Raw genomic sequence first — 16,378 nt, 5'->3', positions numbered from 1 at the left:
CGTGCCCCTCGCCCGGGATCGGGACTTCTGAGGGCCCCGGGTGGGCAGCCACCGCCCGGCCCCAGGGGGTCGAGGGGGAGATAGCGGGCCCGCGCCGGGAACCCCCGCCCCCTACCCCCGCCCCAGGATCACCGTCCCCGAGGAGCAGAACCAGCCTCCCGTGCCCGAGGCCAGGGCTACCTCCGGTAGACGGCCGCCCGGCTTCGTCACCTGGCCCTCGCCCGCCTCGCCGCGGAGTTGGCGGACGGCTTCGACCAGCAGGAAGAGGCCGCGCATGCCCGGATGGCAGGCGGAGAGGCCGCCGCCGTCCGTGTTGACCGGGAGTTCGCCCTGCCGCAGCAGGCGGCCCTTCTCCACGAAGGCGCCGCCTTCGCCCTTGGCGCAGAAACCGAGGTCCTCCAGCGTCACCAGGGTCATGTACGTGAAGGCGTCGTAGATCTCCGCGAGGTCCACGTCCGCGGGGGTCAGGCCCGCGCGGGCGAAGGCCTGGCGGCCCGAGGCGGCCGCGGGGGAGACGGTGAAGTCCTCCCACTCCGACATGGTGGTGTGGGACACCGCCGTGCCCGTGCCCAGCACCCACACAGGGGACTTCGCCGTGTCCGGTACGTAGTCCTCGGCGGCCAGCAGCACCGCGCAGCCGCCGTCCGAGCGGATGCAGCAGTGGAGCTTGGTGAACGGGTCGGCGATGGGGTCGGAGCCGAGGACGTCCTCCACCGTGATGGGGTCCCGGAACATCGCGTCCGGGTTCGTCGCGGCGTTCGCCCGCGCCTGGACGGCCACCGAGGCGAGCTGTTCCAGTGTCGTGCCGTACTCGTGCATGTGCCGTCGCGCGGCCATGGCGTACTTCGCGACCAGCGTGTGGCCGTACGGGACCTCGAACTGCAGCGGCCCCCGGGCCCCGAACGACAGGTTCGACGTGCGCCGCCGGGCCTTGATGTCGGCGCGGGCCGTGGAGCCGTAGACCAGCAGGACGGCGTTGGCGTGACCGGCGGCGATGGCGTCGGCGGCGTGGGTCGCCATGACCTCCCACGTGGAGCCGCCGACGGAGGTGGAGTCGACCCAGGTGGGCCGCAGTCCGAGGTACTCGGCCACCTCCACCGGCGCGAGTACGCCGAGCCCGGCCGAGGCGAAGCCGTCGATGACGCAGCGGTCGAGGCCGGAGTCGGCCAGCGCCCGGCGGGCGGCCTGTGCGTGCAGGGCGTAGGGGGTCGGGCCGTCGACCCGGCCGCAGTCCGAGAGGGCGACGCCGACCACCGCGACCCGGCGGCGGGGTGTGGCGGGGGAGACGGGTGCGGACAGGGGTCCAGGAAGGGGTCCAGGCATGCGGGGACGGTACATCTGACGTACCGTCAGAAGCTAGAGGGCGAACGGCGCCCCGCCCCCCGCACCCCCCGCACCCCCCGCACCCCCCGCACCCCCCGCACCCCCCGCACCCCTCCGCATCCGGCAAAGGGCGCCCCCGCCCCCTGTGCATCTCACCCCCGCCGCCCTAACATGACGCCCCGTCAGATACGGGGAGGAGCCCGACGATGGATGCCGCCTTCACCGCGGAGCAGGACGAGATGCGCCGTACCCTGCGCGAGATCCTGGCCAAGCGCTGCGGGCCGGACGAGGTCAAAGCCGCCGTCCGGACCGCCGCGGGACACGACCGCGAGCTGTGGCAGCAGCTCTCCCGGCAGCTCGGCCTGCCGGGCATCGCCGTCGCCGAGGAGTACGGGGGCGTCGGCTGCGCCCCCGGGGACCTCGCGCTGGCCTGCGAGGAGACCGGGCGCGTGCTGCTGCCCTCCCCCCTGCTCGCCACCGCCGTCCTCGCCGCCCCGCTGATCACGGCCCTCGGCACCCCCGTGCAGCGCTCCGCCCTGCTCCCGCCGCTCGCCGCCGGCGAGCTGACCGCCGCCCTCGCCGTGCCCGGCCCCGCCCTGGCCGCCGCACTCGCCCTGACCGGCGACAACACCCCCGGCGACTGGGCGGGCGGGGGCCGGGCCGGCGGGGTCCAGGCGCGTCGCACCGACGAGGGGTGGCGGCTGTACGGGGAGGTGCCGCAGGTGCTCGACGGACACAGCGCGGGCCTGCTCCTCGTCGCGGCGCACACTGGCGGCTTCGCCCGCGGCCGCACCCTGCTGTTCCTCGTGCGGGAGGGCGCGCCCGGCCTCGTACGGGACCGGCAGACCACACTCGACGAGACCCGCCCGCAGGGCCGGGTCCAACTGCGCGACGTGGAATCCGAGTTGCTTGGGACGGACGACCGAACCGCCCCTCCCTCCGCCCTCCCCACCCTCCCCGTCCTCCCGGCCCTGGCCGCCACCGGCCGCCGCGCGGCCGCCGTCCTGGCCGCCGAGGCCGTCGGCGCCGCCGACCGGGCGCTGGCGCGCACCGTGGAGTACGTGTGCCAGCGCGAGCAGTTCGGCAGGGCCGTCGGCTCCTTCCAGGCGGTCAAGCACCGCCTCGCCGACCTCTACGTGCAGGTCCAGGCGGCCCGCTCGGCCGCCTACTACGCCGCCTGGGACCCGGACCAGGGCGGCCTCGCCCTCGCCCAGGCGCTGGAGGCCCTGCGCACCACGGCCGGGGAGGCGATCCAGCTGCACGGCGGCATCGGCTTCACGTGGGAGCACGACGCCCACCTGTACTTCAAGCGGGCGGCCGCCGACGAGCTGCTGTTCGGCCCCGTCCACCGCCTGCGCGCGCACGCCGCGCACCACGCGGGACTCTTCGACCCGTCCGCGACCCCGGAGAGGGCGGCCGTCTGATGGCTCCCACCGCTTCCCACGGCCCCGGCGCGTCCGCCGCCCTCGGCGTCAGGCTGATGCAGAGGGTCTCCTCGACCCTCCTCTTCGCCAAGATCGCCCCGCACTTCATCCCCGCCATGGACAAGGCCGTGCACCGCCTCACCCGGGGAAAGGTGCTGCTCAGCGCCCGGATGCTGCCGGGCGTGATCCTCACCGCCAGGGGTGCGAAGACGGGTGAGCCGCGCACGACGCCGCTCGCGTGCATGCCGGAGGACGGAGGCGTGAGCTGGCTGCTGATCGGCTCCAACTTCGGCCGCCCCGGCCACCCGGCCTGGACCGGGAACCTGCTCAAGCACCCGGACGCGGACGTGAGCTGGCAGGGGCAGGACATCGCGGTACGTGCCCGGCTGCTGGAGGGGGCCGAGCGGGCGGCGGCGTGGCAGGCCGTGCTGAGGTTCTGGCCGCCGTACGCGACGTACCAGGCGCGCATCGAGCGCGAGATCAGGCTGTTTCGCCTGGAGCGTCGCTGATCGCGGGTGCGGTGGGACGCGGACCCTCCAGGGGGTCCGCCGTCACCTGGTCGGCTTCTTGCCGGTGATGCCCAGGTGCACGAGCAGGGCCAGGTTCGGCTTGAGCTCGGCCTGCTTGACGCCCCAGGTCTGGAAGCCCTTCTGGTGGGAGGCGACCGCCGCGAGCATCGCGACGAGTGAGCCCGCCATCGCGGCCGGGCTGAGGTCCTTGTCGACCTTGCCCTTCGCCTGGAGCTCCTTCATCGACTCCGTGAGGGAGTTGGTGACGGAGTTCAGGATCTTCATGCGGATCTTGTAGAAGCGCTTGTCGCCCTCGGCGGCACCGAGGTCGACGACCCGCAGGATCGCGTCGTTGCTGCGCCAGAACTCCAGGAATCCCTCGACGAGTTCCTCGGCGGCGGCCCAGCCGGCCTTGCCGACCCAGCTCCGGCCCTCGACGAGCGCGGTCAACTGTGCGCCCTCCGTGGCCATTTGCTCGGCGATCTCCAGGACGGCGCCCTCGACGTCCGGGAAGTACTGGTAGAAGGTCGCGGGGGAGGTACCGGCCTTGCGTGCGACGTCGATCACCTTGACGTCGCGGTACGGCGAGGAGCTGAGCATCTCGCTGAGGCAGTCGAGCAGCTTCTGCCGCGTCGCCTGGCCGCGCCGGCCGGCGACACGCCCGTCGACGGTGCGTACTTGTCCTGTCATGCCGTCAGCTTACCGAGGGGCGATCGGCGCGCTATTCGGCCGCCTGCAAATGGGGTGACCCGGCCGCCGACCTGCCCCGAAGGGCCTCCGGGCGGGGCCCGGCGGCGGATTCCGGCCGCCCTTCGGGCGGGGGAGGCCCGGTACGTACCGGGCCGTATCCCCCGAATAGTCTTATCAACAGGCTGTGGACAAGTTTTCGGGCGGACCATGGTTCACGGGCATGAAACGCCCGCTGTCCGGACAAGCCCCCCAAGCTACCCAACCGCCCCCGCCCGGCCCCACCCCGCACCACCGGCCGCCCCCACCACCGGCCGCCCCGCACCACCCGCACCACCCGCGCGACGGAAGGAACCGCCCCATGGCCGCAGCCGCATTCGCGGAAGGCTCGCCCTGCTGGGTCGACGCCTCCCTCCCGGACGTCGAGGCGGGCAAGCGCTTCTACGGGGAGCTCTTCGGGTGGACCTTCTCCGATCCCGCCGGTGCCGAGTACGGCGGCTACACCCAGGCCTACAGCCGGGGCCGCAACGTCGCCGCCCTCGCCCCCAAACCGGACGGCCGCATGCCCACCGTCTGGGGCGTGTACCTGTACACCTCCGACGCCTACGCCTGCGCGGCCCGCATCCGCGCCGCCGGCGGCCAGATGGTGATGGACCCGCAGCCCGTGGGCCCGTACGGCACCGCCGCGATGGCCGCCGACCCGGGAGGGGCCGTCTTCGGCCTGTGGCAGCCCGGCACCCACCACGGGTTCGAGGCGCAGGACGAGCCGTACACGTACTGCTGGGCGGAGGTCTACACGCGCGCTCGCGACGCCGTCGACGTCTTCTACGCCAACGTCTTCGGCTACGTCCCCCAGGACCAGGACGACTCCGGGACCGGCGTCGAGTACCGCGTCTGGTCCCCGCCCGGCAGGCCGCCCGGCCCCGACACGGCCGTCCTCGGCCGCAGCCTGATCACCGACGCCTTCCCGGAGATCATGCCGGCGCACTTCCTGGTCTACTTCGCCGTCCCCGACTGCGACCGCGCCGTCGCCACCGTGCAGCGGCTCGGGGGGCGCGTCACGGCCGACCCGTTCGACACGCCGTACGGGCGGATCGCGGTCGTCGCGGACAACCAGGGGGCGGTCTTCGCCCTGCTGTCGGAACCGTCACCGCAGCCGTCGTAGGAACCGTCGCCGCGACCGTCACCCCAGCCGTCGTGGACCTCTGGCCGCAGCCGCGTCCCCACGCACACCCCGTAGCGGGGCCGGACCAGGCGCGGGCCTGACAGAATCGGGTCCGTACCGGTGCGCGTGCCCTAGGCGGCCGCGTACGGGTGGAAGCGGGTCCGGCAGGGGCCCGTACGGGGAGGTAGTGGAGGCGAGTGGTGGAGCAGCTGACGCAGCACGACCCGAGACGGATCGGCCCCTTCGAGGTGCTGGGACGGCTCGGCGCCGGCGGCATGGGGCTGGTCTATCTCGCACGTTCGGCGTCCGGACGCCGGGTCGCGATCAAGACGGTGCGCACGGAACTGGCCGAGGACCAGCTGTTCCGGGTGCGGTTCACGCGCGAGGTGGAGGCGGCGCGCGCCGTGTCCGGCTTCTACACGGCGGCCGTCGTCGACGCGGACCCGCGCGCGGCGGTGCCGTGGCTGGCGACGGCGTACGTGCCGGCGCCCTCGCTGGAGGAGATCGTCAACGAGTGCGGGCCCATGCCCGCCCAGGCCGTGCGGTGGCTCGCGGCCGGCATCGCCGAGGCCCTGCAGTCCATCCACGGCGCGGGGCTGGTGCACCGCGACCTGAAGCCGTCCAACGTGCTGGTCGTCGAGGACGGCCCCCGCGTGATCGACTTCGGCATCGCGAGCGGCGTGTCCAACACGCGCCTGACGATGACGAACGTCGCGGTCGGCACCCCGGCGTACATGTCGCCGGAGCAGGCGAAGGACTCGCGCAGCGTCAAGGGCGCCAGCGACGTGTTCTCGCTCGGCTCCACCCTCGTCTTCGCCGCGACCGGGCACCCGCCGTACCACGGGGCGAACCCGGTCGAGACGGTGTTCATGCTGCTGCGGGAGGGCCCCAACCTGGAGGGCCTGCCGGACGAGCTGCGCCCGCTGATCGACTCCTGCATGCAGATGGACGCCACGCAGCGTCCGACCCCCGCCGACCTCCAGGCGCAGCTGGCCCCGCACCTGTTCGACGGCGGTGACGACAGCGGGACGGCCTCGGCGTGGCTGCCGGAGCGGGCCGTCGCGCTGATCGAGTCCCGCCGCGCGGGCAACCGTACGGGGACCACCCCGGCCCCCGTGGCCTCCCGGGCGCCCGCCCCCGGGCCGTCCACGCACCGCCGGCCGGCGCGCGGGACGGCCGACCCGTTCGTGGACCCGCGTACCGGGCAGGCCGTGCCGCCGCGCCCGGACCGGCCGCCGCTGACCCCGCCGCCGGTGCGGGGGCCCGCGCCGGTGCCGGTGTCGTCGATGCCCGGCATGCCCGTACGGCTGGGCGGTTCGCCGGTGCCGATCGGGCCCGGGCCGCGGGCGACGGCCTCCGCCCCGGCGGGGCACGCCGCGGCGGACTCGGCGACCGGCTGGGTGCGCCCGCCGGCCGGTACCCCGGCGTCGGCGGTGACGCCGGCGGCGACCCCGTCCGTGCCGGCTCCGGGGCCGTCGCCGGACAGCGGGCGCTGGCGGCCGTGGCGGTTCCGCATGTCCAACGAGGTGTGGGGTACCCCGACCGTGGCCGGGGACCTCCTCTACGTCACCTCCTTCGAGGTGCACGCCCTGGACGTCGGCAGCGGCCGGCGCCAGTTCAAGACGCGGGACGTGGCCTGGTCGATGGCGGTCGCCGACGGCCGCATCCACGCCTCCGACGGGCCGTCCCTGTTCGCCCTGGACGCGAAGGACGGCTCCGAGCGGTGGCGGCTGAACGCCGACGCCTGGGTGTACGCGCTGCGCGCCGAGCGGGGCACGGTCATCACGGCCACCCGCGGCGGCGGCGTGCAGGGCTGGGAGGCGTCGAACGGGCAGAAGCTGTGGGAGCTGAGCGGCGCCCAGTCCGACTTCGAGACCCCGGAGGCGGCGCCCGTCCTGCACGAGGGCACCGTGTACGTGTGGCAGGACGCCCGGCTGCGCGCGCTGGACGCCCGCTCCGGGCAGGAGGCCTGGTCGTACCCGGTGGGTGACGCGGCCTCCTGCGGCAACGTCCCGGTCCGCGTCACGCCCGCGCCCGACGGCAACGTGTACGTCGCCGCCGGCACCCGCGTGCTGTCCGTGGACCGGGCCTCGGGCCGGGTCCGCTGGCACTTCGAGGCCCCGGCGGTCTTCCTGGCCCCGCCCGCCTTCGCCCCCGGCCCGGCGGTCACGGGCGGCGGGGTCTACCTCGCGGACTACCTGGGCACCGTCTACGCCCTGGACGCGGCCACCGGCAAGGACCGCTGGCGCATCGCCACCGAGCCGCGCCCCGCGTCGGACCCGGTGCTCGTCGCGAACGGCAGCGTCCACCTGGGCGCGGGCAGCGCCCTGTACACGCTGGACGCGGTGACCGGCACGCCGAAGTGGCGGTTCGCGGCGGGCGGGGAGATCACCGGCCCGCCGGTGGTCGCGGACGGCCGCGTCCACTTCGGCTCCGCCGACCACTGCCTGTACACGCTGGACGCGGCGGGCGGCCAGCTCCGCTGGAAGCTGGCGACGGGCGGGGAGATCACCGGAGCCCCGGTGGCGGAGGCGGGCGTGGTGTACGCGTGCAGCAAGGACCGCTGCGTCTACGCCCTCGACGCCGCGAAGGGCACGGGCACCCGTACGAGTGCCTGAGCCACCGGGCCTCTGACCTGCTACGCGGCAGGCCCCCGCCGTCCTCGGCGGGGGCCTTCGCGACGCGCCGGGGGCCCGGTCGGCGGCCCCGCCGGAGTGCGGTTGGCACCGGGAGTGACAGGATGGGACCCATGAGCAACGTATTCTTCGACATCACCATCAACGGCGAGCCCGCCGGCCGCATCGTCTTCAGCCTGTTCGACAAGGTCGTCCCGAAGACGGCCGAGAACTTCCGCCAGCTGGCCACCGGCCAGAACGGCTACGGCTACGCCGGCTCCGGCTTCCACCGCGTCATCCCGCAGTTCATGCTCCAGGGCGGTGACTTCACCAACCACAACGGCACCGGTGGCAAGAGCATCTACGGCGCGAAGTTCGAGGACGAGAACTTCGACCTGAAGCACGACCGCCCGTACCTGCTGTCGATGGCGAACGCCGGCCGCAACACCAACGGCTCGCAGTTCTTCATCACCACCGTCGTCACCTCGTGGCTCGACGGCAAGCACGTCGTCTTCGGCGAGGTCGTCGAGGGCCAGGACGTCGTCGACAAGATCGAGTCCCTGGGCTCGCAGTCCGGCGCCCCGAAGGCCAAGGTCGAGATCGCCGCTTCCGGCACCGTCGAGGCCTGATTCAGGACTCCGCAGCACGTGCCGGTCGGCCCCGCCCCCCTCTCCGGGGAGCGGGGCCGCCGCCGTTTCCACGCGCCAGGTGCGTCAGGACGTGGCGCGGGCCGATTCCACGCGGGCGCGCAGGGCGTCGTTCATCGCGGTGAGGTCGCGCGCGGTCCCGTCGAGCATCCTGCCGAGGAAGGGGACCAGGACGCCGCGGAAGCGCTCCCCGTGCTGCAGCCGCGTGGTGCGGTTCGGTCCCTCGGACAGGCGCAGGTAGTGCTCGCCGTCGAAGAGGCCGCGGACGAGGAAGTGCCCGAGCCAGCGCAGTTCGCTGCCCGGGGTGGCGATCAGGACGGTGGGCCGGAAGGTCGTGGGCTTCCCGGACTGCGGGTACATCGTCAGGGTGAGCCGCTCCCCGGGGACCGCTTCACCGGCGGCCTCGCGGATGAACGGGTTCCAGGTGCAGTAGCGGGGGAGGTCGGTGAGGACCGCCCAGACCTCTTCGGGGGTCGCGTCGATGGTGATCTCGGTGGAGATGGTGCGCACTGTGCCGTGCTCCTCTTGGGTGGTTCGCTGCCACCGAAGGGACGCGGGGTGGTGCGGTCCGCCGCCGGGTTCGGTGCTCGGGATGCAACCACGGTTTGCGGTCGCGCAGCACGGCCCGGCGGGCGTCTTCGCTGGTGGCGGAGAGATCGGAGGAGCGCGTTCCGGGTGTCGGGTGGTGAATGCCGACACGTCGGGCGGCGCCGGACCGCCCGTGACCCGGCTCAGCGCAGCCGGAACCGCGTCCCCGGCGCGCGGGACGCGAACAGGTCCGCCTGCCGGTCCGGCGGGAGGTTCCCCAGGGCGATCAGCGCCGGCGCCTGGTCCAGGGCCTGCTGCAGCGCGGCCCGCTTCGCCGACCACAGGGCCCGCACGGTGCCCTGGACCGCCTCCGTCGGGAACCCGGCCAGCGTCCGCGCCGACCGCAGCGCCGCCTCCAGCAGCTCCCCGGGCTCCGCCAGCTCCGACACCAGCCCGATCTCGTACGCCCGCCGCGCGGAGAGCCGTTCGGACGTCCCCATCAGGGACATCCGGGCCACCTCCCCGAACGGCATCCGCTGCGCCATGTACACGGCCTCGTAGGCGCTGACCATCCCGTACGAGGTGTGCGGGTCGAAGTACGTCGCGGCGGTCGACGAGACGATGAACTCGGCCTCGCCCAGCAGGTAGAACGCCCCGCCGCAGGCCATGCCGTTGACGGCGGCGACCACCGGCTTCCACAGGTCGTTGGCCTTCGGGCCGATCGCGATCAGCGGGTCGTCCGCCGAGTACGGGGACTGCGGCTGCGGCACCTCGGCCGACCGGTCGATCCCCGTACAGAACGCGGCGGTGCCCGCGCCCGTCAGCACCACCGCCCGCACGTCCCCGTCGAAGCGCAGCTCCCGCCACACCCCGGCCAGGGCGGCGGCGGTCTCCAGGTCGACCGCGTTGTGCCGGCGCTCCCGGTCCAGGGTGACGACGGCGACCCCGACGGCCTCGTCCCGCTCCACGCGCAGCGTCATGCCTTCTCCAGGACCCAGCGCGGCACGCTCATCCCGCCGACCTCGGTGAACACGGCCTGCACCCGGGCGCCGATGCGCAGCCGCGCCGGGTCGACGGAGTTCAGCGGGGCGTCGGCGGAGGTGACCAGGTTCCCGGCGAGCCGGATCTGCGGGGCGTCGGCCAGCTCGACGAGGATGACGTTGTACGGGGCCTGCGCGGCGTACGCGGGCAGCAGCGGCGGGTGCGGCCGGACCCAGGACCAGATCCGGCCCCGGCCGCTCGTCCGGCGCCACTCGCTGTCGAAGGACTGGCAGTGCGGGCAGCAGGGGCGGGGCGGGAAGCGCAGCCTGCCGCAGGCGGTGCAGGCCTGGACGCGGAGTTCGCCCCGGGCCGCGTACTCCCAGAAGGGGGCGCCGTCCTCGTCGGGCACGGGCAGCAGCAGGGATTCCCCTGCGGTGGTCTCTTCGGCGGTGGTCATCGGTCGGCTCCTCACGCGCGCAGCAGGATCGCGGACGTCGGGACGCCCTCGCCCGCCGTCACCAGGCAGGTGGCGGCGTCCGGCACCTGGGCGGTGGAGGTGCCGCGCAGCTGCTTGACGCCCTCGTTGATCAGGTTGAACCCGTGGACGTACGCCTCGCTCAGCCCGCCGCCGCCGGTGTTGATCGGCAGCCGGCCGCCGAGTTCCAGCGCCCCGCCCTCGGTGAAGGCGGCGCCCTCGCCGCGCCCGCAGAAGCCGTAGCCCTCCAGGGAGAGCGGGATGAGGGGGGTGAAGGCGTCGTAGATCTGGGCGACGTCCACGTCGGACGGGCCGAAGTCGGCCTGTTTCCACAGGTGGCGGGCGGCGGTCCAGGCGGGGCCGGACAGCGGGTCGTCGTTCCAGTAGTTGACCATCCCGTGGTGCTGGGCGGGCAGCCCCTGGGCGGCCGAGTGCACGTAGACGGGCTTCTGCCGGCAGTCCCGGGCGCGCTCGGCGGAGACGATCACGCAGGCGAGGGCGCCGTCCGTCTCCAGGCAGTTGTCGAAGAGGCAGAGCGGTTCGCTGATCATGCGGGAGCTCATGTACATCTCGCGGGTCAGCGGGCGCTCGTACATCATCGCGGCCGGGTTCTCGTTGGCCCGGTTGCGGCAGGCCATCGCGACGTTGAAGAGGTGGTCGCGGGTGGCCCCGTACTCGTGCATGTAGCGGCGGGCCAGCATGCCGATCTCGTCGGCGGGGCGCAGCAGTCCGAAGGGGCGGGTCCACTGGCCGGGGGTGGGCAGCTGGACGGCGGTGTTCTTCCAGGGCCTGGGGCCGGAGCCGCGTTTGCGGGAGCGCCAGGCGACGCCGACGGTGGCCTGGCCGGTGGCTATGGCGGCGGCGAGGTGGCCGACGGTGGCGCAGGAACCGCCGCCCCCGTAGCCGACCTTGGAGAAGAAGGTGACGTCGCCGGCGCCGATGGCCTTGGCCACCTCGACCTCGTCGGTCTCCTCCATGGTGTAGGAGGCGAAGGCGTCGACCTCGGAGGGTGCGATGCCCGCGTCGGCGAGGGCCGCGAGGATCGCCCGGCAGGCCAGTTCCTTCTCGCTCGACGGCAGCCGTTTGGCAAAGGCGGTCTGGCCGATGCCGACGATTGCCGTAGCGTCCTTGAGCGTTGCCGCCATCGCCACCTCCGGGTGCGCCAGTACTGACAGCCGCGAAGGCTACAGCTAATCTGACGGATAGTCAGCTACTGGGTTCCAGGGAGGGGCGGGCGGATGTACGAGGGCGCGGGCGCGGACGGCACCGACAGGAACCCCGACAGGGACGTCGAAGGGCACAGCGGAACGGACACCACCGGCCCGCAAACAGCCCCGACGGACACCCGGGACACCCGGGCGGACACCCGGGACACCCCGGCCGGCACCCCCGTCGACGTCCCCGACCCGCGCGGTGACCTGCGCTGGCGCACCGTCGCCGCCCTCGTGCGCGACGCCGCCGAGCGCTACGGCGACCGCGAGGCCGTCGCCGACGGCCGTACCCGCATCAGCTACGCGGAACTCGGCGCCCGCGTCGAACGGGCCGCCGCCGCCTGCCTCGCCGCCGGCACCGAACCGGGCGACCGGGTCGCCGTCTGGGCGCCCAACACCCTCGAATGGATCGTCTCCGCCCTCGGCGCCGTCACCGCCGGAGCCGTCCTCGTCCCCCTCAACACCCGCTTCAAGGGCACCGAGGCCGCCTACGTCCTCGCCCGCAGCCGCGCCCGCCTGCTCTTCGTCACCGGTACCTTCCTCGGCACCTCCTACGTCGCCTCCCTGCGCCGCGCCGCGGCCGAAGGCACCGGCACCGGCCCGCTCCCCGGCCTGCCCCACCTCGACCAGGTCGTCGTCCTCGCCGACGACGCCCCCGAGGCCTTCCGCACCTGGAAGGACTTCCTCGCCGGCGGCGACGCGGTACCCGCCGCCGCCGTCCGCGAACGCGCCGACGCGATACGCCCCGACACGCCCTCCGACATCATCTTCACCTCCGGCACCACCGGCAGCCCCAAGGGCGCCGTCATCACCCACGCCCAGACCCTGCGCTGCTACGCCGTCTGGAGCGAACTCGCCGGACTGCGCGAGGGCGACCGCTACCTCATCGTGAACCCCTTCTTCCACACCTTCGGCTACAAGGCCGGGATCATCGCCTGCCTGATGCGCGGCGCCACGATGGTCCCCCAGCCCGTCTTCAACGTCGACACCGTCCTCGCCAACATCGCGGCCGAGCGGATCTCCGTACTCCCCGGCCCGCCCACGCTCCACCAGTCCCTCCTCGACCACCCGCAGCGCGACCACCACGACCTGTCCGCCCTCCGCCTGGTCGTCACCGGCGCCGCCGTCGTCCCCCTCCAGCTCGTCGAACGGCTCCGCGCCGAACTCCGCATCGCCACCGTCCTCACCGCGTACGGGCTCTCCGAGGCCGGCGGCGTCGTCACCATGTGCCGCCGCGACGACCCCGCCGAGACCGTCGCCGCCACCTCCGGCCGCGCCATCCCCGACACCGAGGTCCGCGTCACCGGCCCCGACGGCACCGCACTCCCCGCCGGCACGGCCGGCGAGGTCCTCGTCCGCGGCCACCACGTCATGCGCGGCTACTTCGAGGACCCCGAGGGCACCGCCGCCGCCATCACCCCCGACGGCTGGCTGCGCACCGGCGACGTCGGCGTCCTCGACACGGCGGGCAACCTGCGCATCACCGACCGGATCAAGGACATGTTCATCGTCGGCGGCTTCAACGCCTACCCCGCCGAGATCGAGCAACTCCTCGGCCTCCACCCCGACATCGCCGACGTCGCCGTCGTCGGCGTCCCCGACCCCCGGCTCGGCGAGGTCGGCAAGGCGTACGCGGTCCGCCGCCCCGGCTCCACCCTCACCGCCGACGACCTGATCGCCTGGTCACGGCGGGAGATGGCCAACTACAAGGTCCCGCGCCAGGTCGAGTTCGTGACCGCCCTGCCGCGCAACGCCAGCGGCAAGGTCCTCAAGACGCAACTCCGCGGACGCTGACACCGCGCCGCTGCCACCCACACCGCGCCGCCGACACCGCATGGCGTGCCGGGGCCCGCCCCCGCGGGGGCGTTAGCCTGCACGGGTGAGGTCAAACCAGTCAGGTGTCCGATTCCGTCTGCCGTGGCGGCCCCGCCGGCCCCCGCGCAGAGCGGCCGTGGCCTGGGCCGCCACCGCCGCACTGGGCCTGGGCGCCGCCGGCTGGCTCACCCTCGCCCCGTCACCGACCGGCCCCGCCGGCCGCGACGGCGGCGGAACCGCGAAGGCGAAGAAGGCGACCGGCCTCACCGCCGCCGTCTCCGCGCCCTTCAGCGCCTTCACCGAGGGGTACGACTGCTACCGCATCCCCACCCTCGTCACCACCAAGGACGGCACCCTCCTCGCCCTCGCCGAAGCCCGCACCGCCAGCTGCAACGACATCGGCGACATCGACATCGTCCTCAAGCGCTCCACCGACGAGGGCCGCACCTGGGGCCCCCTGCAGGTCATCCGCGGCGCCGGCGACCCCGGCGCCTACGGCAACCCCGTCCCCGTCGTCGACTCCGCCTCCGGACGCGTCACCCTGCTCCACGCCTACAGCACCTGGACCCCCGACGCCGACGGCAACCGCGTCCGCGGCCCCCGCGAACTGCGCCTGGTCCACAGCACCGACGACGGCGCGAGCTGGACCACCGACCCCGCCCCGCAGCCCCAGCTCAAGGGCGCCGACTGGGCCTGGGTCTCCGTCGGACCCGGCCACGGCATCCAGCTCACCCCCACCCGCCCCGACCGCCCCGGCCGGCTCGTCGTCAGCGCCGACTACCGCACCGAGTCCGGCGAATCCGGCGCCCAGCTCCTCTACAGCGACGACGGCGGCCTCACCTGGAAGCCCGGAGCCCGCTGGGGCGCACCCGAGGGCACCCCCGCCCCCAACGAACCCGCCCTCACCCAGCTGCCCGACGGCCGGATCTACGTCAACGCCCGCTCCACCGCCACCTGCGGCACCCCCGACCACCGCGTCGCCGCGATCGTCGAGGACGCCGCCGCACCCGCCGTCCCCGAGCCCGGCTTCCGCCCCGTCACCGACCTCCCGGCCCCGCCCGCCGCCGGATCCGTGCTCCAGCTGCCCGGCGGCCCGCTGCTGCTGTCCGCGCCCAGCCGGCCCGGCGCCGAGTTCTCCGACCGCTGGACCCTGGCCGTGCGCACCTCCAAGGACGAGGGCCGCACCTGGTCCAAGGACGGCGCCGTCGTCCTGCGCGAGCGCGCCGGCTACTCCGACATGGCCGTCCTGCCCGGCGGCCGCGTCGGCCTGCTCTACGAGACCGCCAACGGAACCCCGCACGGCTACGTCAAGTTCACCGCCTTCGGCCCCCACGAGCTCCAGACCGCCGCCGAGGACCTCACCCCGCGCCGCACCACCGACGCCGGCCCGTTCCACCACCACGCCGTCGTCCACGGCGCCCCCCGGCTCGGCAACCGCCCCGACGGCGGCAAGGCCATGCGCTTCGACGGCAAGGACGACTTCCTGCGCCTGATCGACTGCCCGGACCAGCTCCGCATCGGCGACGGCGACTTCGCCGTCACCACCTGGGTCAAGTACAAGACCCGCGGCCAGGACCGGGACAGCGGCCTGCGCCAGCCCCTGTTCTGGGCCTACGGCCAGGGCCCGGCCGCCAGACAGCTCCGCATCGAGGCCGACCCCGCCACCGGCCGCCTCGAAGCCACCGTCAACGCCGGCACCGGCCCCGCCACCCTCACCGCCGCCACCCGCACCGACGACGACGCCTGGCACCACGTCGTCCTCCAGCGCAGGGGCACCCGCCTGGAACTCTCCGTCGACGGCGCCCCGCCCGCCACCACCGCACTCACCCCGGACCGGATGGACTTCCGGCCCACCGGAGCCTTCACCGTCCACCTCGGCACGCAGCCCGACTACAAGGCCTTCTACGCGGGCGCCCTGGACGACGTACGCGTCTACGGCCGCGCCCTGTCCGCCAACGACGCCGCCCGCCTGCGCGCCGGCAACGACCTCACCGACCAGCTGCGGGTGCACCTGCCCTTCGACCGGCTCTGGTGATCACCCCGGCTTGCGGGCCAGCAGCAGCCGCCAGCGGGGAGTGCCGTCCTCCCGGTACCCGAAGTGCTCCAGCGGCACCGTCTCCACCCGGAACCCCACCGCCTCCAGATCGGCGCGGACCGGCCCGAACGGGAACGTGCGGTAGTACATGACGAACGGCGGCCGCCACACCGCGTTGCGGACGCGCATCGCCGCGTCGAAGCCCGCCACCGCCCACCACAGCGGGGACGTCAGCGGGATCGGGGCGCCGACCGGGAAGGCGAACACCCCGCCCGGCCGCAGGGCCCGGTGGACCTCCGCGAACAGGGCCGGACGCTCCGACGGCAGGAAGTGCCCGAAGGCGCCGAAGCTCACCGCCAGGTCGTACGCCTCCCCGAGCGCGTCCGGCAGCGCCAGCGCGTCGGCCCGTACGAGGTCCACGCCCTCGGGGTGCGCCCGCGCGGCCTGCGCCAGCATGCCCGAGCTGAGGTCCACCCCCGTCACCCGGTCCCGGCACAGCCGGCGCAGCATCCCCAGGCCCGCACCCGTACCGCAGCACACGTCCAGCCCCGACCCGAAGGACCCCTCCCACGCCGCGAGGGTCTCCTCCACGGCGTCGAGCATCCGGTCCGGGGTCCGGAACGGGGTCCGGTCGAACTTCGGCGCGAGCAGGTCGTAGCCGTGCTCCACGGACGAGAGGGCCTGGACGGCCAGTTCGCGCAGGCTGGGTCCCTGAGAAGTGAACACGGTCACACCCTACGGCGTACCGGACGCGCGAAGGCGGCGGCCGCGGTGGTCCCCCTCCGGCCACCGCGACCGCCGCGCTCGTTTCCCCCGTGCGGACGGTCCCGGATTCCCCCGAATCCCCCGTGGGCCGTCCGTCCTCGCGTTCTTCCCCCGTACGCCCCCGAGCGGCTCCCCCGTACGTCCCCCGTACGACCGCTCAAGGCCCCCCGTACGCGCGTCCCCCCGTACGTTTCCCCC

14 protein-coding genes are annotated in these 16,378 nt (G+C 74.2%); 7 read left to right on the top strand and 7 right to left on the bottom strand.

Annotated elements, in window-relative coordinates; genetic code table 11:
• Positions 1-111: 111 nt before the first annotated feature.
• A complete protein-coding gene (locus ABD973_RS13570; protein ID WP_125822024.1) occupies positions 112-1,323 on the bottom strand; it encodes a thiolase C-terminal domain-containing protein in 1,212 nt (403 codons plus the stop codon).
• A 206-nt stretch (positions 1,324-1,529) separates the two neighbouring features.
• On the opposite strand from ABD973_RS13570, the gene ABD973_RS13565 reads away from it, so the two are divergent.
• Positions 1,530-2,747 carry an acyl-CoA dehydrogenase family protein gene (locus ABD973_RS13565; RefSeq protein WP_345500182.1) on the top strand — a complete coding sequence of 406 codons (1,218 nt, stop codon included), beginning with the start codon at positions 1,530-1,532 and terminating at the stop codon, positions 2,745-2,747.
• Positions 2,747-3,256, top strand: coding sequence for a nitroreductase family deazaflavin-dependent oxidoreductase (locus ABD973_RS13560; RefSeq protein WP_345500181.1), 510 nt, complete (start codon positions 2,747-2,749; stop codon positions 3,254-3,256). The genes ABD973_RS13565 and ABD973_RS13560 overlap by 1 nt, the downstream gene beginning before the upstream one ends.
• A gap of 42 nt (positions 3,257-3,298) precedes the next feature.
• Here the strand turns inward: ABD973_RS13560 and ABD973_RS13555 are convergent, their stop codons facing one another.
• On the bottom strand, positions 3,299-3,946 hold the full coding sequence (locus ABD973_RS13555; protein ID WP_125604929.1) for a TetR family transcriptional regulator: 648 nt from the start codon (positions 3,944-3,946) through the stop codon (positions 3,299-3,301).
• 358 nt (positions 3,947-4,304) lie between these two features.
• On the opposite strand from ABD973_RS13555, the gene ABD973_RS13550 reads away from it, so the two are divergent.
• The 3 genes from ABD973_RS13550 (at position 4,305) to ABD973_RS13540 (ending at position 8,352) form a co-directional block, all read left to right on the top strand.
• Positions 4,305-5,108 (top strand): VOC family protein, encoded by an 804-nt coding sequence (locus ABD973_RS13550; RefSeq protein ID WP_125822027.1) that lies wholly within the window; start codon positions 4,305-4,307, stop codon positions 5,106-5,108.
• Positions 5,109-5,305: 197 nt separating this feature from the next.
• Entirely contained in the window at positions 5,306-7,726 is a 2,421-nt protein-coding gene (gene afsK / locus ABD973_RS13545) for a protein serine/threonine kinase AfsK (protein ID WP_206436543.1), read from the top strand.
• Between the two features lie 131 nt (positions 7,727-7,857).
• A complete protein-coding gene (locus ABD973_RS13540; protein ID WP_125822029.1) occupies positions 7,858-8,352 on the top strand; it encodes a peptidylprolyl isomerase in 495 nt (164 codons plus the stop codon).
• An 84-nt stretch (positions 8,353-8,436) separates the two neighbouring features.
• On the opposite strand, the gene ABD973_RS13535 is transcribed toward ABD973_RS13540, so the two are convergent.
• The 4 genes from ABD973_RS13535 to ABD973_RS13520 form a co-directional block, all read right to left on the bottom strand.
• Complete coding sequence (locus tag ABD973_RS13535; protein WP_345500180.1) at positions 8,437-8,880, bottom strand: SRPBCC family protein; 444 nt, start codon at positions 8,878-8,880, stop codon at positions 8,437-8,439.
• Between the two features lie 221 nt (positions 8,881-9,101).
• Positions 9,102-9,878 carry an enoyl-CoA hydratase/isomerase family protein gene (locus tag ABD973_RS13530; RefSeq protein ID WP_345500179.1) on the bottom strand — a complete coding sequence of 259 codons (777 nt, stop codon included), beginning with the start codon at positions 9,876-9,878 and terminating at the stop codon, positions 9,102-9,104.
• A complete protein-coding gene (locus ABD973_RS13525) occupies positions 9,875-10,336 on the bottom strand; it encodes a Zn-ribbon domain-containing OB-fold protein (protein WP_345500178.1) in 462 nt (153 codons plus the stop codon). The genes ABD973_RS13530 and ABD973_RS13525 overlap by 4 nt, the downstream gene beginning before the upstream one ends.
• Before the next feature lie 11 nt (positions 10,337-10,347).
• Positions 10,348-11,499 (bottom strand): lipid-transfer protein, encoded by a 1,152-nt coding sequence (locus ABD973_RS13520; RefSeq protein WP_125603476.1) that lies wholly within the window; start codon positions 11,497-11,499, stop codon positions 10,348-10,350.
• A 93-nt stretch (positions 11,500-11,592) separates the two neighbouring features.
• On the opposite strand from ABD973_RS13520, the gene ABD973_RS13515 reads away from it, so the two are divergent.
• Positions 11,593-13,359 (top strand): FadD3 family acyl-CoA ligase, encoded by a 1,767-nt coding sequence (locus tag ABD973_RS13515; protein WP_345500177.1) that lies wholly within the window; start codon positions 11,593-11,595, stop codon positions 13,357-13,359.
• A 157-nt stretch (positions 13,360-13,516) separates the two neighbouring features.
• Positions 13,517-15,415, top strand: coding sequence for an exo-alpha-sialidase (locus ABD973_RS13510; protein ID WP_345500176.1), 1,899 nt, complete (start codon positions 13,517-13,519; stop codon positions 15,413-15,415).
• Here the strand turns inward: ABD973_RS13510 and ABD973_RS13505 are convergent, their stop codons facing one another.
• Positions 15,416-16,141: a class I SAM-dependent methyltransferase gene (locus ABD973_RS13505; protein WP_125822035.1), complete on the bottom strand. Its 726-nt coding sequence runs from the start codon at positions 16,139-16,141 to the stop codon at positions 15,416-15,418.
• Between the last annotated feature and the right edge of the window lie 237 nt (positions 16,142-16,378).

The organism is Streptomyces racemochromogenes, from assembly GCF_039535215.1.
In the GTDB taxonomy this organism is placed as follows: domain Bacteria; phylum Actinomycetota; class Actinomycetes; order Streptomycetales; family Streptomycetaceae; genus Streptomyces; species Streptomyces racemochromogenes.
The sequence above is the reverse complement of the archived record's forward strand: the minus strand, read 5'-3'. Positions and strand labels throughout refer to the sequence as shown.